The sequence below is a fragment of the uncultured Sulfitobacter sp. genome, assembly GCF_964021855.1.
GTDB lineage: Bacteria > Pseudomonadota > Alphaproteobacteria > Rhodobacterales > Rhodobacteraceae > Sulfitobacter.
On record NZ_CAXHZD010000003.1, the window covers coordinates 225432 to 248503 of the forward strand.

22 protein-coding genes are annotated in these 23072 nt (G+C 58.3%); 14 read left to right on the forward strand and 8 right to left on the reverse strand.

Annotated features, from left to right (window positions below; all coding sequences use genetic code 11):
- Positions 1-95: 95 nt before the first annotated feature.
- From AADJ11_RS11690 to AADJ11_RS11705, 4 genes are read right to left on the reverse strand one after another with little or no spacing between them, the layout of a single operon-like run.
- Complete coding sequence (locus AADJ11_RS11690; RefSeq protein ID WP_341234691.1) at positions 96-863, reverse strand: SDR family NAD(P)-dependent oxidoreductase; 768 nt, start codon at positions 861-863, stop codon at positions 96-98.
- Positions 860-1789 (reverse strand): SDR family oxidoreductase, encoded by a 930-nt coding sequence (locus AADJ11_RS11695; RefSeq protein ID WP_341234692.1) that lies wholly within the window; start codon positions 1787-1789, stop codon positions 860-862. Before AADJ11_RS11695 ends, AADJ11_RS11690 begins: the two co-directional genes overlap by 4 nt.
- Positions 1786-2682 carry a bile acid:sodium symporter gene (locus tag AADJ11_RS11700; protein ID WP_341234693.1) on the reverse strand — a complete coding sequence of 299 codons (897 nt, stop codon included), beginning with the start codon at positions 2680-2682 and terminating at the stop codon, positions 1786-1788. Before AADJ11_RS11700 ends, AADJ11_RS11695 begins: the two co-directional genes overlap by 4 nt.
- On the reverse strand, positions 2679-3995 hold the full coding sequence (locus tag AADJ11_RS11705; RefSeq protein WP_341234694.1) for an NAD(P)-binding domain-containing protein: 1317 nt from the start codon (positions 3993-3995) through the stop codon (positions 2679-2681). Before AADJ11_RS11705 ends, AADJ11_RS11700 begins: the two co-directional genes overlap by 4 nt.
- A 62-nt stretch (positions 3996-4057) precedes the next feature.
- On the opposite strand from AADJ11_RS11705, the gene AADJ11_RS11710 reads away from it, so the two are divergent.
- Complete coding sequence (locus tag AADJ11_RS11710; protein WP_341234695.1) at positions 4058-4705, forward strand: TetR/AcrR family transcriptional regulator; 648 nt, start codon at positions 4058-4060, stop codon at positions 4703-4705.
- 53 nt (positions 4706-4758) lie between these two features.
- Here the strand turns inward: AADJ11_RS11710 and AADJ11_RS11715 are convergent, their stop codons facing one another.
- Positions 4759-5781, reverse strand: a complete 1023-nt coding sequence (locus AADJ11_RS11715; RefSeq protein ID WP_341234696.1) for a hypothetical protein — start codon at positions 5779-5781, stop codon at positions 4759-4761.
- A gap of 142 nt (positions 5782-5923) precedes the next feature.
- Between AADJ11_RS11715 and AADJ11_RS11720 the strand changes: the two genes are divergently transcribed.
- Positions 5924-6922 carry a helix-turn-helix domain-containing protein gene (locus AADJ11_RS11720; RefSeq protein ID WP_341234697.1) on the forward strand — a complete coding sequence of 333 codons (999 nt, stop codon included), beginning with the start codon at positions 5924-5926 and terminating at the stop codon, positions 6920-6922.
- 45 nt (positions 6923-6967) lie between these two features.
- Here AADJ11_RS11720 and AADJ11_RS11725 read toward each other — a convergent pair whose 3' ends face one another.
- Positions 6968-7930: a LysR family transcriptional regulator gene (locus AADJ11_RS11725; protein WP_341234698.1), complete on the reverse strand. Its 963-nt coding sequence runs from the start codon at positions 7928-7930 to the stop codon at positions 6968-6970.
- A gap of 137 nt (positions 7931-8067) precedes the next feature.
- On the opposite strand from AADJ11_RS11725, the gene AADJ11_RS11730 reads away from it, so the two are divergent.
- The 10 genes from AADJ11_RS11730 (at position 8068) to AADJ11_RS11775 (ending at position 17318) form a co-directional block, all read left to right on the forward strand.
- Positions 8068-8844: a transporter substrate-binding domain-containing protein gene (locus AADJ11_RS11730; protein ID WP_341234699.1), complete on the forward strand. Its 777-nt coding sequence runs from the start codon at positions 8068-8070 to the stop codon at positions 8842-8844.
- A gap of 104 nt (positions 8845-8948) precedes the next feature.
- Positions 8949-9596 carry an amino acid ABC transporter permease gene (locus AADJ11_RS11735; RefSeq protein WP_341234700.1) on the forward strand — a complete coding sequence of 216 codons (648 nt, stop codon included), beginning with the start codon at positions 8949-8951 and terminating at the stop codon, positions 9594-9596.
- Between the two features lie 18 nt (positions 9597-9614).
- A complete protein-coding gene (locus tag AADJ11_RS11740) occupies positions 9615-10271 on the forward strand; it encodes an amino acid ABC transporter permease (RefSeq protein ID WP_341234701.1) in 657 nt (218 codons plus the stop codon).
- Between the two features lie 17 nt (positions 10272-10288).
- On the forward strand, positions 10289-11059 hold the full coding sequence (locus AADJ11_RS11745; RefSeq protein ID WP_341234702.1) for an amino acid ABC transporter ATP-binding protein: 771 nt from the start codon (positions 10289-10291) through the stop codon (positions 11057-11059).
- Positions 11056-12408, forward strand: coding sequence for an aspartate aminotransferase family protein (locus AADJ11_RS11750; protein ID WP_341234703.1), 1353 nt, complete (start codon positions 11056-11058; stop codon positions 12406-12408). Before AADJ11_RS11745 ends, AADJ11_RS11750 begins: the two co-directional genes overlap by 4 nt.
- Positions 12405-13097 carry a CoA transferase subunit A gene (locus AADJ11_RS11755; RefSeq protein ID WP_341234704.1) on the forward strand — a complete coding sequence of 231 codons (693 nt, stop codon included), beginning with the start codon at positions 12405-12407 and terminating at the stop codon, positions 13095-13097. The genes AADJ11_RS11750 and AADJ11_RS11755 overlap by 4 nt, the downstream gene beginning before the upstream one ends.
- Entirely contained in the window at positions 13084-13737 is a 654-nt protein-coding gene (locus tag AADJ11_RS11760) for a 3-oxoacid CoA-transferase subunit B (protein WP_341234705.1), read from the forward strand. Before AADJ11_RS11755 ends, AADJ11_RS11760 begins: the two co-directional genes overlap by 14 nt.
- A gap of 9 nt (positions 13738-13746) precedes the next feature.
- Entirely contained in the window at positions 13747-15039 is a 1293-nt protein-coding gene (locus tag AADJ11_RS11765) for an ArgE/DapE family deacylase (protein ID WP_341234706.1), read from the forward strand.
- A gap of 9 nt (positions 15040-15048) precedes the next feature.
- Positions 15049-16206, forward strand: coding sequence for an amidohydrolase (locus AADJ11_RS11770; protein WP_341234707.1), 1158 nt, complete (start codon positions 15049-15051; stop codon positions 16204-16206).
- The gene (locus tag AADJ11_RS11775) at positions 16203-17318 is read left to right on the forward strand and encodes an alanine racemase (RefSeq protein ID WP_341234708.1); all 1116 of its coding nucleotides are present in this window, start codon (positions 16203-16205) and stop codon (positions 17316-17318) included. Before AADJ11_RS11770 ends, AADJ11_RS11775 begins: the two co-directional genes overlap by 4 nt.
- A 13-nt stretch (positions 17319-17331) precedes the next feature.
- Here the strand turns inward: AADJ11_RS11775 and AADJ11_RS11780 are convergent, their stop codons facing one another.
- Both AADJ11_RS11780 and AADJ11_RS11785 read right to left on the reverse strand, forming a co-directional pair.
- Complete coding sequence (locus AADJ11_RS11780; RefSeq protein ID WP_341234709.1) at positions 17332-19617, reverse strand: TRAP transporter fused permease subunit; 2286 nt, start codon at positions 19615-19617, stop codon at positions 17332-17334.
- A gap of 102 nt (positions 19618-19719) precedes the next feature.
- Positions 19720-20775: a TAXI family TRAP transporter solute-binding subunit gene (locus tag AADJ11_RS11785; protein ID WP_341234710.1), complete on the reverse strand. Its 1056-nt coding sequence runs from the start codon at positions 20773-20775 to the stop codon at positions 19720-19722.
- A 137-nt stretch (positions 20776-20912) separates the two neighbouring features.
- On the opposite strand from AADJ11_RS11785, the gene AADJ11_RS11790 reads away from it, so the two are divergent.
- Both AADJ11_RS11790 and AADJ11_RS11795 read left to right on the forward strand, forming a co-directional pair.
- A complete protein-coding gene (locus AADJ11_RS11790) occupies positions 20913-21422 on the forward strand; it encodes a MarR family transcriptional regulator (protein ID WP_341234711.1) in 510 nt (169 codons plus the stop codon).
- Positions 21419-23068 carry a sulfatase-like hydrolase/transferase gene (locus tag AADJ11_RS11795; protein ID WP_341234712.1) on the forward strand — a complete coding sequence of 550 codons (1650 nt, stop codon included), beginning with the start codon at positions 21419-21421 and terminating at the stop codon, positions 23066-23068. The genes AADJ11_RS11790 and AADJ11_RS11795 overlap by 4 nt, the downstream gene beginning before the upstream one ends.
- Positions 23069-23072: the final 4 nt, after the last annotated feature.

Consider the following 23072-nt stretch of genomic DNA (forward strand, 5'->3'; position numbering starts at 1 on the left):
AGCCATTTCCCAAGATTTCTGGCAAGTGACGTTACGTACCGAGTTTTCGCCTGCGCGGAAACAGCGCCGGACGGCCTGCATTGCCGCGCAATGGGCTACGCCGCCCCGCCACCGCGAATTTTGCGGCGCATGGCGAACTGGTACAGACCGGGCGACGCGCGCATCAGCAGGGCCGCAATCCGCGCCACGCGGCCTACGGGGATGAATTCATGCCCCTTTTCCACCCCGCGCAAAATGATTTTGGCGGCGGCTTCGGGGCTCAGGTGATCGATCCCATCCGCGGCAGAACCGGGTCGCACGATCCCGTCCTTGGACTGTTGCGCATTGCCCATATTGGTCGCGACAAAGCTGGGCGCGGCGATCAGACATTGCACGCCAAAGGCGGCTTCCTCGGATCGCAGGGACGCGAAAAACCCCTGCATCGCGTGTTTGGACGCGGCATAGGCGGTGCGGTTATGCAGCGGTGCAAACCCCGCGACGGATGAGATGGCCAGATGCGTGCCATGGCTTTCGCGGATCGGTGCCACAAACGCACGGGCCATCTCGACCGCAGCGAAATAGTTGATGTCGAAGACGCGCCGGTGACTGGCCGCATCGGACTGCGCAAAGGGCCCGATTTGTGACACGCCCGCGTTGTAGATTACCAGATCGATTGAGGGACGTGCCGCGATGATCTGCGATGCAGCATTCGCCAAGTCGGCCCAATCCGTCAGATCGACCGCCACCGGGGTTCTCGTCTCAGACGCCTGTAGCCCCGCAATGTTGATGTCCATCAGCACGCAATGCCAGCCCGCCGCCTCAAGCTGATCGGCCAGCGCGCGGCCCAAGCCGCCATTGCCGCCGGAAATAACCGCTGTTTTCATAGCCCTGCCTCGCGCCGCCATAGATCAAAAACTTGGGCTGACGTCAGTTCAGGCGTGTAGCCGAACACCTGTTTCAGGCGGTCATTGGCCAGCACAGGACGGTATTGCAAGAACCGCACCTGTTCAGGCCCGTATTGCGACAGGCCCAGCGGATGCAGCACCGCCAGCGCGGCCTTTACGCCCCAAGCCGGCAGCCGCAAGACGGGTTTGCCCATGACCCGCGCCAGATCATCGATGGACAGCCAGCCATCGCCAGCCACGTTGAAAATGCCCGCTGGACCATCGGTTGCCGCCTGTTTGACAATCCGCGCAAGGTCTTGCGTCCAGATGAACACGAACGGGCTGTCACTGCCACGGATCGACAGCAGACGTTTACGGCGAAACAAGGCGGTGATCTGATTATCGACACCCGCGCCAAGGACCGTCCCAACACGCAGGATGACCTGCTCAAGTGCGGGGGTGGTTTCCCGTGCCGTGGCCAGCATCTCTTCGACTTGGCGCTTGTGATCGGCATAGGCGAATTCAGGGTTACCACGACAGGGCGCATCCTCGGTCAGGGGCACGGGATTATCCGCGTGATAGCCATAGGCGGCACCGGAGCTGGTCACGACCAAGCGCTTCACCCCATGTGCCGCGCAGGCCGCCAGCACATTCCGCGTCCCCGTCACATCCACCGCGAATGCCTGCTCACGGGTCATGCCCGGCGGCGGGGTCACGATGGACGCAAGGTGGACAACGACGTCGGGGCGTTCCTGTCCGATCACCTTATCGGGGTCCTCGCCCGTCACATCCATCCGCCGGAACCGCAAATGGCCGGGCAGACCCGTGTCAGCAAGATCGGTCACCACAAGGTTTTCAGATGGCAAGGCACCGGCCAAGGCGCGGCCAACCATCCCTGCCCCGCCAGTGATCAAGATACGGGTCATCGCGCGGCCACCGTACGCGACATGAACCTCGCCAAGGCAAGGCCGGAAATCGCATGCCAAACGCCCCAGAACGCCGCGACAATCGCCATGCCGCCAAGCCCGCCAAAGAAACCAAAGATCAACACCAGCCCAAGGCCGGAGTTCTGAATACCCGTTTCAATCGTCACGGCCCGACGGTCAAAAGGGGAAAGCCCCGCAAGGGTCGCCAGCGCATAGCCGCCCCCAAGGCCAAGCGCATTATGCACAATCACCAGCCCCGCGATGCCACCGGCAAAGGCAAGGAACAGCCCCCAATTGGCGGCAAGGGCGATCACGATAAAGCCAAGGAAAATCCCCATCGACAACCATTGCAACGGCATGCGCAGCTTGCGGGTGATGTCGGGGCGTTTGGCGTTCAGCACCAACCCAAGGACAAGCGGCAACACCAGCATCAACCCCACCGTGATTGCAATGCTGACAGGATCAATCACCGTCGCGCGCAGGATCTCGGCCGAGGGGGGATACAAGCTGCCCCAAAAGGCGATGTTCAGCGGGGTCAGCACAATCGCGGCAATGGTGGCAAAGGCCGTCATCGACACCGACAAGGCGGCATTCCCGCCCGCGCGGTGCGTGATAAAGTTAGAGATATTGCCCCCCGGACAGGCCGCAACCAAGATTAAACCAAGGGCAACCGATGCTTGCGGTTGCGTCACCAAAACCAGCAGGAAGGTCAGCGCAGGCAGCAGCAGAAACTGCGACATCAGGCCGACGATTAATGGTTTAGGTGCATTCGCCAATATCTTGAAATCACGCGGCTTTAGGTCAATCGCGATTGAGAACATGACAACAGCCAGAATGGCATTCAGCACCATCAACGATCCGGCAGAGAACGCTAGCACAGCTTCGTCAATCATGTCCGGCCTCCTGACAGTTTGGCGATCCACTGACCCACCGCTTTGCGGTAGGTGGCCTTGTCGACGTAATAGGCCATGCGCGGCAGATCGATATAGCTCATGCCGCCTGTCGCACGCTCAAACCCCCGCGCTTTGGTCTTTTTCAGCTCACGTGCTTCGGGCGCTCCATCGCGCAACCCCTTGATATAGCGGATCACCATCTCGGCCTGTTCGTGCCGCCCTTGCCAACCCAGACCTGATGCCTCGACCATGCCCAGCACGAAAATATCGTCGCGATCAGGGTGTATGCAATTCAGGTACAGATGCGGTGCCGCACCTTGCCAGTTCAGATGCGCATAATCGACAAAGGGGTAGTCCAGCTTGTAGCCCGTTGCGGCGAGGATCATGTCATATTCAGCGCTGGTGCCGTCTTTGAAATGCACCGTCTTGCCGTCGAAATGGTCGATATCGGGGCGGATCGTAATGTCGCCATGACCCGCATGGTACAGCACCAGCGAATTGACCACAGGATGGCTTTCGTACAGCTTGTAATCCGGTTTCGGAAACCCGTATTTCTGCGGATCGCCCACGAACCATTTCAAGATCGCGCCGTCCACAATCCGTTTGAGCGCCATGGGCAGTTTGATCGCCCCGCCCATCGTATCGGCGGGTTTGCCAAAGACGTATTTCGGCACAAAATAATACCCGCGCCGCATCGACAGATCGCATGACACCCCGTGATGGATCGCGTCAACGGCGATATCGCAGCCGGAATTGCCCGCACCGATAATCAGTACGCGCTTGCCATCAAACTGGCTGGGATGGCGATATTGCGATGAATGGATCAGCTCGCCTGTAAATTCGCCCTTAAAGCTGGGCATGTTCGGCGTGCTCAGCGTGCCATTGGCGATCAGCAGCCCCGCGAATTCCTCGACATGATCGCCCGCGTCATCACGCCACGTGATCCGCCAGCCGTCATTTGGACCGCCCAGCGGGGTACAGTCCAACACCTTGGCCCCAAAGTGGTAATGTTTGTGCAGGTCGAAATGCGCGGCGAATTCCTCAAAATACCGTTTCATCTCTCGGTGCGAGGGGTATTCGGCAACCTCCTCCCGCATCGGAAAATCGGCGAACTCAGTCATTTTCTTGGACGAAATCAGGTGCGCTGTCTCGTACATGGTCGACTGCGGGGCATCGATATCCCACAGGCCCCCCACGCCTGAATTCAGCTCGAACCCCTGAAAGTCGATGTCATTTTCCACCAGCAGCTTTGCCGCTGCCAACCCCATCGGCCCTGCCCCGATCAGGGCTAGCCGTTTCTCCGCGTCTCCCATCGCGTCCTCCCCTTGTTAATCCTTAGCTTGAACAAATGTTCAATTTAAGGCAAGGTGTTTTCATGACAAACGTGCAACCCCTTGAGACCAAGCGCAAAAGAGCCCCCTCGAAACGGGCGCTTGAGACCAAAGCCCGTGTTTTCGATGCAGCGGAAAAGACTTTCGCCATCAGCGGATATGATGGTGCCACGATCCGCGACATCGCAGCCGAAGCAGGCGAACCGGTGGGCACGATCCACCATCATGGGGGCGGCAAGAAAGCATTGTTTCACCAGACCGTCGCGCGCCGGTCTGATACATTGTCCCGCGTCAGGCTTGCGGCCCTCGATCAGGCTAAATCTGCAGATATGTGGGGGATTGAGGCTGTCGTCGCCGCCTTTATGCGCCCCTTCTTTGATCTGTTGGCACAAGAACCCGCTTGGCGCGATTACGCCCGGTTGGTCGCTTTTGTGTCCTCAGATGACCGTTGGCGCGAAATTTCAGCGGAGTGTTTCGACCCGACGGCCCAGATATTTCTGGCAGAGTTTCAAACACTTCTGCCCCATGCATCCAAACAACAGGTGGCAGAGGGGTTCGCGTTCTCCGTCGCCGCCATGCTTGCGCTGCTGACCTCGAAAGAGCGTATTGGCGCGTTGGGTGCAGGGCATTCAACAGAAGACGCGCAAATCGACCGCCTTATTGCTTTTTGCGCGGCGGGTATGCTTGTCTGAAAAACGTATTGCGGCATGGTGATAGCTGCGGCCACCACCATGCCTTATCGTCGTTAATCCAGATCAAAGTGATCCACCATTGCTTCAACGATCATGTTCAGTACCTGCGCGCGGTCCGTGCCTTCGGGATCGGTGCAGACCGGATCATCCTTTTCATCAAGCAAGATCGCCTCGCCCGCCGGTTTACACACCCCTAGCGCGCTAAAGTGCATGGCGGGGGCGATCTCCAGAACCCTCGCTTGCGTCACCAAAGCCTCAAAATTGCTGCCCCCTGCACTTGTGTCGGTCGCGGCAAGGCGGTCATCGCCCTCACCCAATCCGATCAGCAAAAGCGGGGTGTCAAACTCCTGCATATCTGCGGATGTCAGGCTCCAAGTCAGGCCGGGGTCAATCGCCGCAACCCGGCTTATCCGGTCATCCTTGTAGGATGCGTCATATTTCCGCGCGTCCAGCGTTGCCGGGTCATGCGCAGCCGTGGCCAGTTCACCGCAGAACTGCGACTGCGGCCCCGCAGCCTCGCAATAGGCGAACAGCCCATCCCGTTTGGCCTGCACTCCGCCCAAAGAAAGCGCAGTCCACCCGCCATAGGAAAAGCCAGCAGCATAAATGCGCATTTCATCAATGAGGTTTGCAAAGGTCGTGTCCTGCACCACGTTGTCCAACGCGGCCGACAAATCCTGCGCCCGGGTCCAATGGTCGAATGCGCCGTCCAAATCCAGATCAAAAGTCGTGCTGTTCGGGTGATTGACCGCAATCACGATCGCCCCCCGCGCTGCCAGCCCTGCGCCAAGCCACGCCATCCGCGCATAGTTTCCGCCCCACCCATGTGACATCAGAACGACCGGATATTGCCCGGCCACGGGTTCTGCGTTTTCAAGGACAGGCGCGCCGTAAAACACCGCGTTTTCGCCAAAGATAACTTTGTTATGCCCGGTGGCCGGAAACATGACAGACACTTCCATATCGTGATTGTGGTGTGGCACAGCGATGGTCCGTTCAATCAACCCCACCTCTGATGCAATTGCGCCGGTCGCGACAGGTACCAGCAAAGCTGCGGCAAAAACTATATGTTTCATAGGATAACCTTTCGAATAATTGGTTTGAATGTTGACACCCCCATTCAGCCGCTCGCATGGTTCCAGACGACCGATATCCGGTTTCAGGTCGTGCAGATCGGGATTTAGGACCTTTGAGAATTAGAAAAACGGACATTTCCTGATGCCAGTTTTACCCGTTCCCATGATTGTCGCTTTAATACTGCTCGGCTTTGTTCTGCACCGCGTGCTGACCCGCAAAACACATATCACGCTGTTGGTTCTGATCACCGTTTGCGCGGTGCAAAGCGCAATCATCGCGTTGGTCCAATATTATGGCGTCTCTAGCCTACGGATCGTTCAGGCACTTGTTGCCAGCATCATCCCCGCAATCGCTTGGCTGGCCTTTCGACAGGCATCGGCGGGCCCTCTGCGCAATCAAAACATTTATGTTCATCTGGCAATCGGGCCTGCCCTTGCGGTGATCGGTCTGATCATTCACCCCGACTGGCTGGACGTGGTGATCCCCTCTCTTTTTGCGGGATATGGCCTCGCCATCTTGATTGTTCTGCGCGAAGGCGAAGACAGTCTGCCCCACAGCCGCTTGGAAAACGGCTATCTGATCGTGTTGGTCTGGCGAATTCTGGCGCTTGCCTTGATCGGGTCTGCGGCCACCGACATTTTCATCGCGGTCCGTCTTGCCTCAGGGCATTCGGATATGTTGCTTTGGCTGCCCAGCCTGTTGTCGTCGATCACGTTGCTGGTACTTGGCGCGCTTGGCCTGTCGCACGCGATAGAAAGCCAGAACGACCCCCAAGCAAAACGCAGCCATGATACCGAGCAAGACAAGGACCGCGATACTGCGATTATCGAAAAGCTCGAAACCTATATCGCCACGCACAAGCCCTATCTTGATCCTGACCTGTCGCTGTCACGCTTGTCACGGAAACTGCTGGTGCCGGAAAAGCAGCTTTCACGCGCAATCAACAAATACAAAGGCGAAAACGTATCGCGCTATATCAATGCCCATCGCGTGCACCATGCCTGTGCTTTGATGCAAAACGACACATCGGTGACCGAAGCGATGTTCGCCAGCGGGTTTAACACCAAGTCGAATTTCAACCGCGAATTCCTAAGGGTCATTGGTGCCAGCCCCCGCGATTGGCTGAAATCACGCGCGTGAATTCCTTAACGACAAAGCGGCGCGCAACCTGAAGCGCCATTAAATTCACCCGATCCCGTAGGTCCGATCTGACACGCCAATGGCAGACAGTTCCGCTTCAATCTCGGCCAGAAATATCGTTTCCGCTTCGGAATGCCGGCGCGCCGGATTGCTCAGCAGATATATGCTGACCAGCGGCAGGTCCTCGTAGGGGGGAAGCTGGCGGATATGTCCGGCGGCAACATCCTGCTTGGCCACGTGAAGCGGCAGCGCGCCGATCCCCACATTCGCCATGATCATGCGCCGGATCTCGTTCAAGCTAGACGACACACCGCGCCAGTTACGGGCCAGATTCAAACGGGCGCGTAGCATTGACACGGCCTCAAGCGGGCCACCTTCTGCTTCGGTTTGAAAGGCCACAAAGGGTTCCCCTTCCAAGTCCTGCGGAGAGATGTCTTTTACATTGAACAAGCGATGCCGCGCCCCGCAAAACAGGCCGAAATATTCGTTGTACAGCACCATGGTGTCCAGCTTTTTGGGAATGCGCGGCAACAGGCAAATACCGAAACTCGACCGGTTCAAGGTCACCATTTTCTCGACTTCGTCGCTTTCATAGACGGAAAACGAATAGGTCACGTTGGGGTGGTTTTTCGAAAACCGGTTCAGGAATTCGTCGAAATGCTCTGATATCACGGAGCTGGTAATCGCGATGGACAGATGACCGCGCAGTTCGGCGTTCCCCTCGTCCATGATGGCGGGCAGTTGCGACACGGTGCCAAAGATAGCCGCACATTCAGCGTATAAAACCTGACCCGCGCGGGTGATCGAAAATTCATTGGGTTTGCGGATCACAAGGGTTTTGCCGAACGCCTGTTCCAGCCGCTTTAACGCCGCCGACACCGTTGGCTGCTTAAGCCCCAGATAAGTCGCCGCCTTGGAGATGCCGCGTTGCTCTGCGACCACCATAAAGGTGCGCAGTAAGTTCCAATCGAGGTTCCATGGAAACCGATTTTGATGTGGCAGTATCATAGTTCAAATCTATACTCATGATGCTTATTATTTATTTGCATGATACAATTCCTCTGTGCAAGTCTTTTTGCAGAGCGGGCCAACCGCCTTTTGTATCACAGGTGACTTAATCACCAAAAACCAGCATGGAGACCAAAATGACTTCTCGTCGTACGATCCTGAAAACTGCCGTAGTCGCAGCAGGCTTTGCCGTCGCGGGCCTAAGCGCCGCCGTGGCCGAAGAGCTTAATACCCTTAAGGAAAATGGTGTTATTCGCATTGCAATGTCCGGTGCCTACCCTCCCTTTAACTTTGTGAATGACCAAAACGAAGTCGTCGGTTTTGACCCCGCCGTGGGCACCGAAATCGCCAAGCGTATGGGCCTGGAGGCCGAGATCGTCACCACCGCGTGGGATGGAATCATCGGCGGTTTGCTGGCCAATAAATACGATGCGATCGTGGGCTCCATGACCATCACGGACGAACGCGATGAAGTTGTCGACTTTGTCGGCCCTTACTATTCCGACAAGCGCGCAATTTTTACGCAACCCGGTTCAGACATCAAAAGCCTTGCCGATCTTGAGGGCAAGAAAGTCGGTTTGACCTTGGGCGAAACCCACGAAGATTGGGCCCGCGCAAAAGGCTATGACATCAACACATATAAGGGCCTGCCCGAACTGCTGCTTGAGCTGGAAAATGGCCGCGTCGATGCAATTGTGAACGATTCAATCGCCGCCATCCTTGCGATGACTGCGAAAGAGCAAGAGTTCGCAATGTTCGACGACCCGGACACAAAACCATTCGGTGCCGGCATCGCGATCCGCGAAGGTAGCCCCGAGCTTGCCGCCGAAATGCAAAAGGCGCTCGATTCCATGATGGAAGACGGCACCTATGTCGCTTTGGCTGAAAAGTGGATTGGCGCAGACATCCGCTAAGCCTGTCGCCTCTCGCCCGTTATCGCGGCGAGAGGCACTTTGCCGTGCTGCGCCGTCCGAGCCATGCAGCTAAGCACCACAATAACTGAAAAAGGAGGGGCGACATGGATATTGACCTGATGCTCAAAGTCTATCCGTTCTTTCTTGAGGCGGCAGGACTGACCATATTGCTGTCGGTCCTCACCGCGATCCTTGGGCTTTTCTGCGGGATATTGGGCGTCGCTGCCCGCTTGTCCCGCTTTGCCTTCATCCGTTTTCTGGGCGCGGCTTACGTCAGTGTATTTCGCGGCACACCCGCGCTGATCCAGCTTTTCATCCTGTATTTTGGCGGCCCACAGATCGGCATCCAGCTTGACGCGTTCGAGGCCGGTGTAATCGGGCTGGGCGTCAATGCAGGCGCGTACATGACCGAAACAATCCGCGGCGCGATCATTTCGATCGACAAGGGCCAACGCGAGGCCGCCCGCACCTTGGGGCTTAGCAACTGGCAGGCCATGTACCAAATCATCCTTCCGCAGGCCGCACGTCTGATGGTCCGCCCGCTTGGCGTGAACCTGAACATGTTGATCAAAGCGACAGCGCTTGTCGCCGCGATCTCGGTGATTGAGCTCACGTATACGGCACAGCGTTATATCGGATCGACCTACAAGCCCTTTGAAATGTTCCTGCTCGCAGGGGTTCTTTACATGATCATCATCTATGTCGTCGGCCGGGGCGTGACCTGGCTGGACCGCAAAGTACAGATCACCTGATTGGAATAGGAAAAACAGATGGGCCTAGATTTTTCGATTATTCCCAAGCACCTGGACATCATCCTGCTGGGGTGTGCCTGGACAATCGGCATCACCGTTGTCGCCGCGATCATCAGCTTTTTTGGCGGCATCGTCTTTGCGGTGATCGCGCTCTACGCGCCATGGATTATCCGGCAGCCGTTTCGTTTGGTTGCGTGGGTTTTCATGGGGACGCCGCTACTACTGCAACTGTTCCTGATCTATTTCGGCTTGGTGCAAATCGGCATTGATCTGCCCGCCTTTGTGGCTGGGGTCATCGGGCTGGGCCTGCACTTTGCCGTCTATAATTCCGAGCTGATCCAAACCGCGATCCTGTCCGTCGACAAGGGCCAGATGGAGGCCGCACGCACCGTCGGCCTCAGCCGTGGCCAAGCCTTGCGTAAGATCGTGATCCCGCAGGCTGTGCGCGCCGTTATCCCGCCCATTGGCAACAACATGATTGCCCTGCTCAAGGACAGCGCCCTTGTGTCGGTGATCGGGGTAAGCGAGCTGACGCTGTCGGCGCAGCGCGTGATCGGGAAAACCTACCGCCCCTTCGAATTCTACATTCTTGCCGCGGCATTCTACTATGTCATCAATCTTTGCATGGAATGGGTGCAGCGTAAAATTGAACGCCGCATCTCGCTTTCCCGCTGATCCACAAGGCCAAAACAATGACCGATAAACAAGACTTCGTAGACGTCCGTCATGCGCAGAAATCCTATGGCAATCTTGAGGTTCTCAAAGACATCAGCCTAACGGTAGAACGCGGGCAGATCGTTGCCATCATCGGCCCATCGGGTTCGGGGAAATCCACGCTTTTGCGCGCCATCAACGACCTTGATCCACTGACCAAGGGCGAGGTTTGGCTGGACGGCGTTCAGGTCAACAAAAAGCTGCCGCACCGGCAGTACGAAAAGCATATCAACGAAATGCGCCAGCAGATCGGCATGGTGTTTCAACACTTTAACCTGTTCCCGCATATGACCGCCCGTGAAAACGTCGCCATGGCCCCCAAAATGCTCAAGGGGTTGTCCAAGGAAGCCGCCGATAAGCTGGCCGAAGAGCAGCTTGATAAGGTCGGTATGCTTGAGCGAATTGATTACTATCCCTCGCAACTGTCGGGCGGCCAGAAACAGCGGGTTGCCATTGCCCGCGCGCTGGCGATGCACCCAAAGCTGATGCTGTTTGACGAGGCGACATCGGCGCTGGACCCAGAGCTGGTGGATGAGGTCAATCAGGTCATGAAGAAGCTGGCCGAAGAGGACATGACGATGATCATCGTCACCCATGAGATGGATTTCGCGGCCTCTGTCTGTGATCGCGTGTTGTTCATGGATCAAGGCGTGGTTGTCGAAGAAGGCCCGCCCGAGGTTCTGTTCAAAAACCCCACCAAGGCGCGCACCCGTGAATTCCTGGGCAAGCATCTTGGGGCGAACAAATGACCGACGCGGCGTCTTATCTGTTTTACCAGTCCCGCAATCCCCGCCCCTTTCTGGATTATGGCGAGGGGATTTACCTCTTCGACGAAGACGGCAAGCGCTATATCGACGGATCGTCCGGCGCGATGGTGTCAAACATCGGCCACTCAAACCCCCGTGTTCTGGCCAAGATCAAAGCGCAGATGGACAAGGCGACCTTTGGCTACCGGCTGCATTTCCGCACCCACCCGTCCGAGGATCTGGCGGCCAAAACTGTTGCGATGACGCCTGACGGGCTGGATCGCGTGTTCTTTGTCTCTGGCGGATCCGAGGCGGTGGAAAGCGCGGTAAAGCTGGCCCGTCAATATGCCCTCACCCAAGGACAGCCCAAACGGCACAGGGTGATTTCGCGGTTCCCATCCTATCACGGCTGCACCCTTGGTGCGCTTGATCTCACGGGCTACGATCCCCTGCGCGCGCCCTTTGCCCCGATGATGGAAGGCATGCCCAAGATCGACGCGCCTGCCACCTATCTGGACCGCGACAACCTGACCGAAGAACAACGCGGCCTGAAATATGCCGAATTGCTGCGCGACAGGATATTGGAGGAAGGGCCGGAAAACGTGTTGGCCTTTGTGATGGAACCTGTTGGCGGTGCGTCGACCGGTGCCTTGGTCGCACCGGACAGCTATTACGGGCGCGTGCGCGAGATTTGCGACGAATACGGCGTGCTGCTGATCTATGACGAGGTCATGACCGGCGCGGGCCGTACCGGAAAATTCCTAGCAGCAGAACATTGGGGCATCACGCCCGACATCGTTGCCATGTCCAAAGGGTTTGGCGCAGGCTATGCCCCGCTTGGCGCGATCATCGCGGGCGCGCGTATCGTTGAACCGGTGCTGGATGCTGGCGGCTTCCAACACGGGTTTACCTATGCGGGCAACCCCTTGGCCTGCTCTGCCGGTTTGGCCGTGCTTGAGGAAATGGAAGATCAAGGCCTGATCGAAAACGCCGCCAAGATGGGCGAGGTTCTAATGGCCGAGTTGCGCGCCTTGATGGACCGGTATCCCTTTATCGGGGATGTGCGCGGCAAGGGCTTGCTGACCGCATTTGAATTTGTGTCGGACCGGACTACCATGGAGCCGCTTGATCCTGCGCTAAACGCCTATGACCGGCTGGTTGAGCTGGCCTATGCCCGCGGTTTGATCATCTATTCGCGTCGCACGCGGGGCGGCACGGCGGGGGATCATTTCCTGTTGGCCCCACCACTGATCATCACCGAGGCGCAGATCGGCGAAATGATGGTGATCCTGCGGGACGCGCTAGATGCCTTCGCCGCCGAGATCGGCCAGCCGGTGGAGCACGCCGCATGAGGTTTCCAGACAAAACATGCGCCATGGATGCGGCGATTGGCAGGATCAAACGCGGTGACACGGTGATGATCGGGGGCTTTGGCGTACCGGGCACGCCAATGACCCTGATCCACGCACTGGTCGCGCATGGCGCAGGGAACCTGACGGTGATCAAGAATGATGCGAACGAGCCGGGCATGGGCATCGACCATCTTTTGCAAAGCGGTCAGGTTAAACGTCTGATCACAACCCATTTGGGGCTGAACAGCCACGCGATTGCTCTGATGAATGCGGGCGAGATTGAGGTCGAGTTCAACGCGCAAGGTATTCTAGCCGAACGTATCCGCGCCGGCGGGGCTGGGATCGGTGCGATCCTCAGTGACATCGGGATCGGCACCGAACTTGGCGCTGGCAAACAGGTCGTTGAAATGGCGGGGGTATCCTATCTCGTCGAACCTGCTTTGCGCGCTGATGTGGCACTGATCCACGCGGACCGGGCCGATACCTTTGGCAACCTCGCCTTTGCCGCGACGGCGCGGAACTTCAACCCTCTGATGGCCATGGCAGCAGATTGCGTGATTGTCGAAGCGGAAAGCATTGTGCCCCTAGGCACGATTGCCCCCGATGATGTGCACACGGCTGGTGTTTTTGTCGATCACCTGACCCCGCTGGCCGAGCTGTCAAAGGAATACGCTGTTGTCCAACGCTAGGGAACGCATGGTTGCCCGCGCCGCGCGCGAGATTTCCCCCGGTACGGTGGTGAATTTGGGCATTGGGTTGCCCACGCAGGTGGTGAATCATCTGCCCGCCGATTTTCCCGTGTGCCTGCATACTGAAAACGGTCTGACAGGCATTGGACCGACGCTGTCACCAGAAGATGCTGACAGAAACCTGATTGATGCGGGCGGGGCCTATGTCTCCACCCTGCCCGGCTCGGCGTTTATGCACAGCGCCGATAGCTTTGCCATCGTGCGCTCCGGACGGCTTGACCTGACCATGCTTGGCGCGTTCGAGGTCAGCGCCACGGGCGATCTGGCCAACTGGAAAATCCCCGGCAAGTTCAGCCCCGGTGTCGGCGGCGGGATTGAGCTGGCGCAAAAGGCGCGGCGTGTGATCGTGTTGACCACCCATACCGACCGCGCGGGAAACCCCAAGCTGAAACAAACCTGCACTCTGCCCCTTACGGCGCATCGCTGTGTTTCGCGCATATTCACAGACATGGCCGTGATCGACGTCAGCGCCGATGGCTTTCATCTGGTCGAAACCGCCCAAGGCGTCACCGCCGCCGAAGTCGCCGAGGCCACCGATGCGCCGCTGATCCTGCCCGACACCCCACTCCCCACATTCTGAGGCACCTCAATGCAAGACGATCTGAACACCCGCATCTGCGCCGCCGTAGACGACGCCTTTGACCGTCAGCTGGCTTTTCTGTCCGACCTCACCGCCCACCCGTCGACGCGCGGCAACGAACAATCTGCGCAAGACTTCATGGCGGATGAATTGACGCAGCGCGGATATGCGCTTGACCGTTGGCAGATTGATATCGCTGAAATCCAGCACTTGCCGGGGTTCTCGCCCGTGCTTGGCCCCTATGAGGACGCGGTGAATGTTGTCGGCACCCACCGGTCCAAAACGCAGCAAGGTCGGTCGCTTATTCTAAACGGACATATCGACGTTGTTCCGGCGGGGCCGCTGGATATGTGGGATAGCCCGCCGTTTGAACCCCGTATCGAAGGCGGGTGGTTATATGGGCGCGGCGGCGGTGATATGAAGGCCGGGCTGGCCTCGAACCTGTTTGCCCTTGATGCGCTTGCGGCCTGCGGTCTGGCACCGGGCGCGGACGTTTATTTTCAATCCGTGGTCGAGGAAGAATGCACCGGTAATGGCGCGCTGGCCTGTCTGGCGCGCGGCTATACTGCAGATGCCGCGTTAATCCCCGAGCCGTTTTCCGAACATCTGGCCATTGCCCAGCTTGGGGTAATCTGGTTTCAGGTTCACCTGAAAGGTCTGCCCACACATGTGGCCTATGCAGGCCAAGGGGCCAATGCGATCGAAGCGGCCTTTCCCCTGATCCGCGCCCTGCACGAGATGGAACACCGCTGGAACGCGGCGGAAAACCGGCCTGATGACTATGCCCATATGGATCATGCGCTGAACCTGAATATCGGTAAGATCGAAGGCGGCGATTGGACCAGTTCGGTTCCGGCGTGGAGCGTGTTTGACGTGCGCATGGCAATCTTTCCGGGCCAATCCATCGACGCCGCCAAGGCCGAGATCGAAAAGGTGATCCTGGATGCCGCCCGCGAAAATGCGTTTCTCAGCAACTCCTTGCCCGACATCGTCTATCACGGCTTTCACGCCGAAGGGTACGCCCTGTCCCAAGACAGCTCGGCCAATGCGCTTTCGGCCATCGCAGCTTTGGAAACTGCGCACCACGATGTCACCGGCGAGGCACTGGTCCGCGAGGCCATCACCGCGACCACCGATGCGCGTTTCTTTGGGCTGTATGCAGACACACCCGCGCTTGTGTACGGCCCCCGCGCAGAAGCGATCCACGGTTTCAACGAACGGGTCGAGATTGAAAGCATCCGCCGTGTCACCAAGGCAACCGCCCTGTTCATCGCCGACTGGTGCGGCACGGAAGAACGATAGGGATCAATGATGCAGGCGCTTTCCCCGACCCAAATCGATTATCTGACGCAGCTGCGCCATGATCTGCACCGCGCGCCAGAGCTGTCAGGCGAAGAGGCCGCGACCGCGCAGCGCATGATCACCGAGCTTACGGCACTGAACCCCGACCGCATTTGGTCCGATTTAGGCGGGCACGGTGTTGCGGCAGAGTTTAAGGGGCACGCCCCCGGCCCCACCGTTCTGCTGCGCTGCGAGCTGGACGGGCTGCCCATTCACGAGCAATCCGATCTGCCCTATAAATCGCAGGTCGACGGCAAAGGGCATCTGTGTGGGCATGACGGCCATATGGTCAGCATGCTTGGCGTCGCGATGGCGTTGGCAACGCGCCCCGCGTCGGGGCGGGTCATCTTACTGTTTCAACCCGCGGAGGAAACCGGCGCAGGTGCAAAAGCGGTGATCGAAGACACACGCTGGCCTGAGATCCGGCCCGATTACGCCTTTGCATATCACAATGTGCCGGGCCGTCCCTTGGGGGAAATTGGCTTGCGTCCGGGGCCCGGAAACTGCGCGTCGCGCGGTATGCAAGTCCTGCTCACGGGGAAAAGCTCGCACGCCGCAGCGCCAGAGGATGGCATATCGCCCGCTGGCACCATGGCGCGGCTGATGACCTCGCTGGGCGCGCTTGGGCATGGGACCATTGAAGAAGATGATTTTGCGCTATCGACGCTGACCTATGCAAAGCTTGGCGAACCCAGCTTTGGCATTGCCCCTGCGGATGGCGAATTGCGCGTGACCCTGCGCACCATGACGAATGATCGTATGGACAGCCTGATTGCCGACGCACTGGCGCATATCGAACAGGAAAAAGGCCCCCTCAAGGTTGAGGTCCAGTGGCATGACGTATTCCGGTCGGTGGTTAATGACCCCGACGCGACAAGTATCGCGCGCGATGTCGCGGCGGATTTGGGATTTGCGATCAACGATATGGCCACCCCCATGCGCTGGTCCGAGGATTTTGGACGCATCGGGGATGACGGGGCGAAAGCCGCAATGCTTTATATCGGGTCTGGTGAAAACCAGCCGCAGTTGCACAACCCTGATTACGATTTCCCCGATGCCCTGCTGCCGATAGTCACCGATCAATTCTGTGGCATCCTTGCGCGGCTGCTTGGCCCGCCCGCGCCATGACAGAGGAACGATGCCCTGGCTCGTGGTGCGAAATTCACCGCGATAGGATATCCAACAACCTCAAACTTGCGCTTGGGCTGGTCCCAAAAGGGCGCAGGTTCTGTGCGGTGCTCAAGGCCGACGCCTATGGCCATGGCATTCAACAGGTCGTCCCGCTGATCCAAGCGCAAGGTGTGACCTGTATTGGCATCACATCAAACGCCGAAGGCTACGCCGTGCGCAGCGCAGGCTTTACCGGAACCTTGATCCGGGTACGTGCCGCCACCCCGCCCGAGATTGAGGACGCAATTGAGGCGCAGGTCGAGGAACAGGTCGGCTCGCTTGAGGTCGCTCAAACGCTGTTGGCCCTTAAAGATGCTGGCCGCCCCGTCCCTTGCCATCTGGCGCTCAATGCGTTGGGCATGTCCCGCGACGGGCTTGAGATTTCAACGGACCAAGGCCGCGCAACCTGCCTTGCCATTCTGGAGATGCTCGCCGAGGACATCGTCGGCATCTGCACGCATTTCCCCTGTAACACCGCGCAAAACCTGCGCATGGCATCAAAGCTGTTTCAGCAACAGGTGGCTTGGATCATCGACAACAGCACCCTCGATAGGTCTGACATTCTGGTGCATGCCGGAAGCTCGCTCACCTTGGTGGCCAATGAACCGGTTGAGACGGATATGTACCGCTGCGGCGCGATCCTTTACGGGATCTTAAAGCCTGAGCTGGGGTTCCAGACCACGATGGACCTGAAGGCGCGCGTGGTCAGCCTTGGCGATTATCCCAAGGGGGCCACTGTCGGCTATGACGGGGCCCATCGGCTGCGCAGCGACCGGCAGCTGGCCTGCGTATCGATCGGATATGCCAACGGGTTCCGACGCGACTTGCAAGACGATGCTGCCGTGGCCATTGGCACCCAGATCGCCCCGGTGTTGGGCAAGGTTTCCATGAACACGGTCGTTGTGGATGCCACGGACCTGAACGGGGTTCAGGTCGGGGACGAAGCGACAGTCTTTGGCGAAACCGGCGGCGCGCATACCTCGCTGGGTGCGACGGAACAACAATTCCGCACCATCATGGCTGATCTCTATTCAGACTGGGGTCTGCGCAATCCACGCGTCTTTCGCTGACCCGACCGGCCGCTTACCGCCGCGCAGCATATACGTAGTGCGCGCATATGACCGCCACCGCCAAACCGATACCGACCCACATCACCATGGCGGTTTTCCACAGGATAAGGACAGCAATCACCAGCCGTGCGCCCATTTCCAACCCACCTATTGGCCCACGGTCATAGCGGCTGAGCGCGGATGCCAGCAGATACAGCGCCAAGACAAGGCGCGCGCCCAGAAAGGCCATCCATGCCCAGTCGGTTTCGCCGGTGTAGCCGTCGATCAACACGCTTTGACCCGCGTCATTGGTGATGGTCACGGCCTCTTCGATCAACAACAGCTCGGGGTACCACGCAAAGATAAAGGGGATGGCGAACATGACGATCCCCACACGCACCGCGGAAAACCCGGTGCGCATCGGTTCGGTGTTGGAAATGGACGCGGCGGCAAAGGCGGCGATGGCAACCGGCGGCGTAATGGCCGACGCAACGGCGAAGTAAAACACAAACATATGCGCGGTGAAAAAGCTGACACCAAGGTTGCTCAGCAGCGGCCCCAGCAACAAGGCGACATTCACATAGGCGGGCACAGTGGGCATCCCCATACCCAGTAAAATCGCGCAGAACATGGCACAAAACAACGCCAACATCAGATAAACGCCGCCCACAATCGGAATCTCGAACCCGAACAGGCGCAACATCTGCGCGTGTTCAAGCCATGCGGTCACGGCGCGCGTCAACTCTCCGGTCAGGCCGCTTTCGTTCAGGAAAGACGAGATGATCGACACCGCGAACAACAGCAGGAACAAGCGCGACAACAACACGCCACCATCGGCCAGCGAGCTTAGTATTCGGCTGGGTTTCGCGCGGATTTCAGGATCAAGCAGCAGCAGCGGCAGCAGCGCAATCACCGCCCACCAGCCCGCAGACACAGCGTCGCCGGTGGCGTTCGTGATCGTTTGTATCGCGCCATCCCACAAGATCCAGCTGAGCGGGCCACTCGCGACCGCATCCTTGCTGCCAAGCAGCAGAAACAAGATGACCATGATCGGGGCAAAGATCATCACGACGTTCAAGCGGTCTTGGGGGACCATGACCAGATCTTCGGGGACTTCGCCCATGGCTTCGACGCCGTCGCGGCGCGCTTGGAACATCACCGTCAGAAAGATCGAGAAAAAGAATGCCATCGCAGGCAAAAACGCGGCGACGATAACCTTGGTATAAGGCACGGCGGTCAGCGCCACGAGGACAAAGGCCGCAACCCCCATCACCGGTGGCATGATTTGCCCGCCCGAAGACGCAGCTGCCTCTACCCCGCCGGCAAAGCGCGGATTGAACCCGTTGCGGATCATCATCGGGATCGTCAGGCGCCCCGTCGACAAGACGTTGGTGACGGGACCGCCGGTGATGGTGCCAAACATAGCCGAGGAAATGATCGCCGCATGGGCCGGGCCGCCACGCAAACGGCGTGTCAGCTTAACCGCCAGTTTGATCAATGATTTGCCGCCTGCCGAGGTGCCAAACAAGGACCCCAGAATGACATAGGGGAACACCTGATTGACCACGATATCCATAAACCGGCCCATGATGCCATCGGGTGAGATAAAGACGTTGGTGGCTTTTTGGATCGCCGCCGCCATGGGATCCCCACCATCCGCGCCTAGTTTTGTCAGCAGGAAATTATTGTCCGACAGATCGAACACCCAAAACAGGGCCGTTGTCACCGTATAGAGCACCACAATACTGGCAACGATTGCCAAAGGTGCGCCCCACACCCTCACGTTATAAAGGAAGAACAACGTGATAATCGTAAGCAGCAGCGGCAGTATCCAGATGCCAAACCGCGCCTGACAAGACGGGACTTCGGCCTCGAGCGTCATGCCGGGAATAACGCCAACAGAACGCTCTGCGGCCTCTTGGATCAGGCGCGCGCGTTCTCCGCTTATTTGATCGAACAGGCACACGCTGTCGATCTCGACCAGATAGCCAAGCGCGCCCAGAAACGCGCCCAGCACCAGCCCAAGGTCCAGCAGCAGCCCAAGCCAGGCCAGATGTGGTTTGTTTTCCTTCCAGTCCCGATAGACACTGGAACGCAACGCGACGATCACCATCATCAAAAGAAACACGGGCGGGTAAAAATATTCGGTCGCAAAGCCCGAGACGCGGAAATAAGGGCGGCCCGTGATCTCGCGCGCCCAGTCCTGCAAGCCAGCGATTTCGGGCATGGTGTTGACCATCCCCACCAACACCAAAACCAGCGACAGCACAAAAGCGATCTTATGGCCCAAGGGCATTTTTTGGAATGTCGGCTCGGTCATGCGGGGAGGCCTTTTGTGGCAAGCCCGGCGTTAAACCGGGCCTGCGAGGTCATTGAAATATTGGGAAAAGCGGCGGCCAACAGATTGGCGCGCCGCAAGGTTTTAAGGGTGCAGACACTCGGCGACGGTGAAACCGGCCTCTTGATAGGCGCGAATGGCACCGGGGTGCATCTTGATCTGCACCGCACCACAAGCACCTTGGCTGACGCCGTCAATATCGCCAAAGGTCATGTTCAGGTTGGGGCCAATGGGCGATCCCTTTTCGAACCGGTCCTGAGCCTCAAGAACCACCGTGACAATGTCGAACACCAGTTGTTCATCCATCTCAGCCGGAACGATTTCGCCAAAAGCAGTTGAATAGCTGTCAAAGGTGTCATCATCGGTCACGATGGTGATGTCATTGCCTGCATAGGCCGCGCGATATTCATCGACCGGCATCGAAAACGGCGCATGTCCGGGTGCGGCTGTGATCTGTTTGCCCAACTCGCTATTGTACAGCGCCGACGGGATGTCATGAATGGTCGTGGCGCCCGCTGCGGCGATACGGATTTGACGGCCAGATGGCAGACCATCAGGCGAAGTCCACGCATCAACGCTGCCGCCGGTAATGGTCGACACCGCGTCGGGCCAAGGGCTTTGCACGCCCTCATATCCTTCGCCGTCTTTCAACCCAGACAGCAATTGCACGGTCGCACGACCGGAGGTTAGCGCCGCGCCGCGGGGCGGGCCGTTCCAGATGCGCGTACCGTCCAGCTTGGTGATGTCGTCGATGGGTTTGCTGTCGTAATAGGCAAAGATCTGATGCGATCCCGCGTGAAAGAAAATCGCGCGAATATTATCTGCCAGTTCTTTGCCTTTTTCAGCACCAACACCGCTGTAAGGGCCAATGCCGCGCGACAAAAGGAACGGAAGAATCAGCGGAGCCGCTGCAATATCCAGCCGGCCTTCAGCGACCGCTTTGACCGAATTGGTCAGCGTTGCCCCTTCGGTGATTTGCAAGGTTGCGACCCCCGCGCTTTCCAATGCGGCTGCAAAGGTTGTGTCGATATAATGCGGCGAAGACCCTGCGCTGGTGGTCTCTGCCGTCAATGTTTGCTGCGCGGTTGCAGCAAGTGGGGCCAGCACCACGGCTGCCCCAAGAATGGTTGATTTGATCATGTGTTCCCTCCCTATATGCGGTGCATTCCTCCACAGACGCACCCCCGACTTACATCGGGTTGTGCCTTACGGTGGCAAAAATTATATGACTTGTCACGCATAATTTTTTCAGGCTTTATCCAATCTCGGAGGAGCCGATGTCAAAAACGCCCAAAACCCGGTCTGAAAAGATCAGCGCAAGGCGCGCCCGCGAAGAGGTAAACATCTTTGCGCGCATGCCCGCCGCCTATGCGGCATCGCGCAGCCAAAGCCAAAAGCTGCTGCACAGCGCAGGTGGGCTTTCGGTTCTGGAATGGCGGGTGCTGTGGGATCTCGCAGAAACCGGGCCGCTGTCGATCCGCGAAATGGCCGAAATTCAACGCGTCGATCATTCGCAGCTTAGCCGGGGCCTGCCCCAGATGCAGCGCAAGGGATTGGTGACCATGCAGCGCGACGCGGCAGACGGCCGCCAGCTGAGCGTCGCCTTGACCGACAAAGGCCGCGCCGCCTATGACAAGGCAGCGCCCATTATGAAACGACGTCGCGATGCGTTGCGACGCAGCTTTACCCCCCAAGAGATTAAGCAATTTACCAGCTACTTTGACAGGCTCGAAGAATTCCTGCGCCAGCCGATAGATGATCTGTTAACCGAGGACCCAAAATCATGACCAAACGCCCCAATGTACTTTGGATTATGGCAGATCAACTGCGCTTTGATTACCTAAGCTGCTATGGCCACCCGCATCTGCATACGCCTCATATTGATGCCCTCGCCAAGCGCGGCGTTCAGTTCAACAAGGCCTATATCCAATCACCCGTTTGCGGCCCGTCGCGGATGTCGGCCTATACCGGGCGCTATGTGCGCAGCCACGGATCAACATGGAACGGCACGCCCCTACGGGTTGGGGAACCCACCTTGGGCGATCACCTGCGCGAGGCCGGAGCCCGCGCCGTTCTGGTCGGCAAAACCCATATGACCGCAGATGTTGAAGGTATGGCCTGGCTTGGGATTGATCCCAAAAGCACAATCGGGGTGAGCCGGTCTGAATGCGGGTTCGAACCCTATGAACGCGACGACGGATTGCACCCAGACAGCCCGCGCCAGCGCTGGTCCGCCTATGATGATTATCTGGTCGAAAACGGATACGCATCCGACAACCCTTGGGGGGATTTTGCAAACTCCGGTCTGGATGAAAACGGTGACAGGCTGTCGGCTTGGTTGCTCAAGAATTCTCGCCTACCCGCTGATGTGCCTGAAGAGCATTCTGAAACCGCCTATATGACCGACCGCGCCATAGATTTCATGACCGACGCGCAAGAGGACGGCCGCCCGTGGATGTGCCATCTGTCCTATATCAAACCGCATTGGCCCTATATCGTCCCTGCCCCCTACCACGACATGTACGGGGCCGAGCATGTCATTGACCCGATAAGGTCAGAAGCCGAACTGTCGACCGATCATCCGCTTATGGCGGCCTATCTGAACGCAAGAGTCTGCCGCAGCTTTGCCCGCGATCATGTGCGCGAACATGTGATCCCCGCCTATATGGGGCTGATCAAGCAGCTTGATGACAACCTTGGCCGGCTGTTTGCGTGGATGGATGAAACCGGCATCAGCGAAAATACCATCATCGCCTTCACCTCGGATCACGGCGATTATATGGGCGATCACTGGATGGGTGACAAAGACTTCTACCACGACGTCGCCGCCAAGGTGCCGCTGATCATCGCCGACCCCCGCCCCGAGGCAGACGCCTCACGCGGGTCGATCTGCGAAGAACTGGTCGAGATGATCGATCTTGCACCGACCTTTATGAACGCGCTTGGCTGCGAGGCCAAACCACACATCATCGAGGGCCGCGATCTGACGCCGATCCTGAACGGCACCAAAGGGTTCTCGCGGCGCTATGCGATCAGCGAACATGACTATCACTGGTCTGAGATGGCGCGTGAATTGGACGTGGCGCAGGAACATGCCCATACGGTGATGATCTTTGACGGGCGTTGGAAATATATCCGCTGCGAAGGGTTCCGCCCGGTGATGTTCGACCTTGAAACCGACCCGCAAGAGCTGCGCGACATTGGCGCATCAAAATCTGCAGCGCATGTGGCCGTCCGCGCGCGCATGGAATCCGCCCTGCTTGATTGGTCAAGACGCCATCACACCCGCATCACCGCCACCCCCGTAATTCTGGAACGCCAAAAGCACGCCGCATCGGGCGGTATCCTGATCGGGTTCTGGGATGAACAGGAATACGAGCAAGCCACAGGCAAGCCGTTTAGCAGCCTTGTTCCCGTTGGACGTCCTGACTGACGAA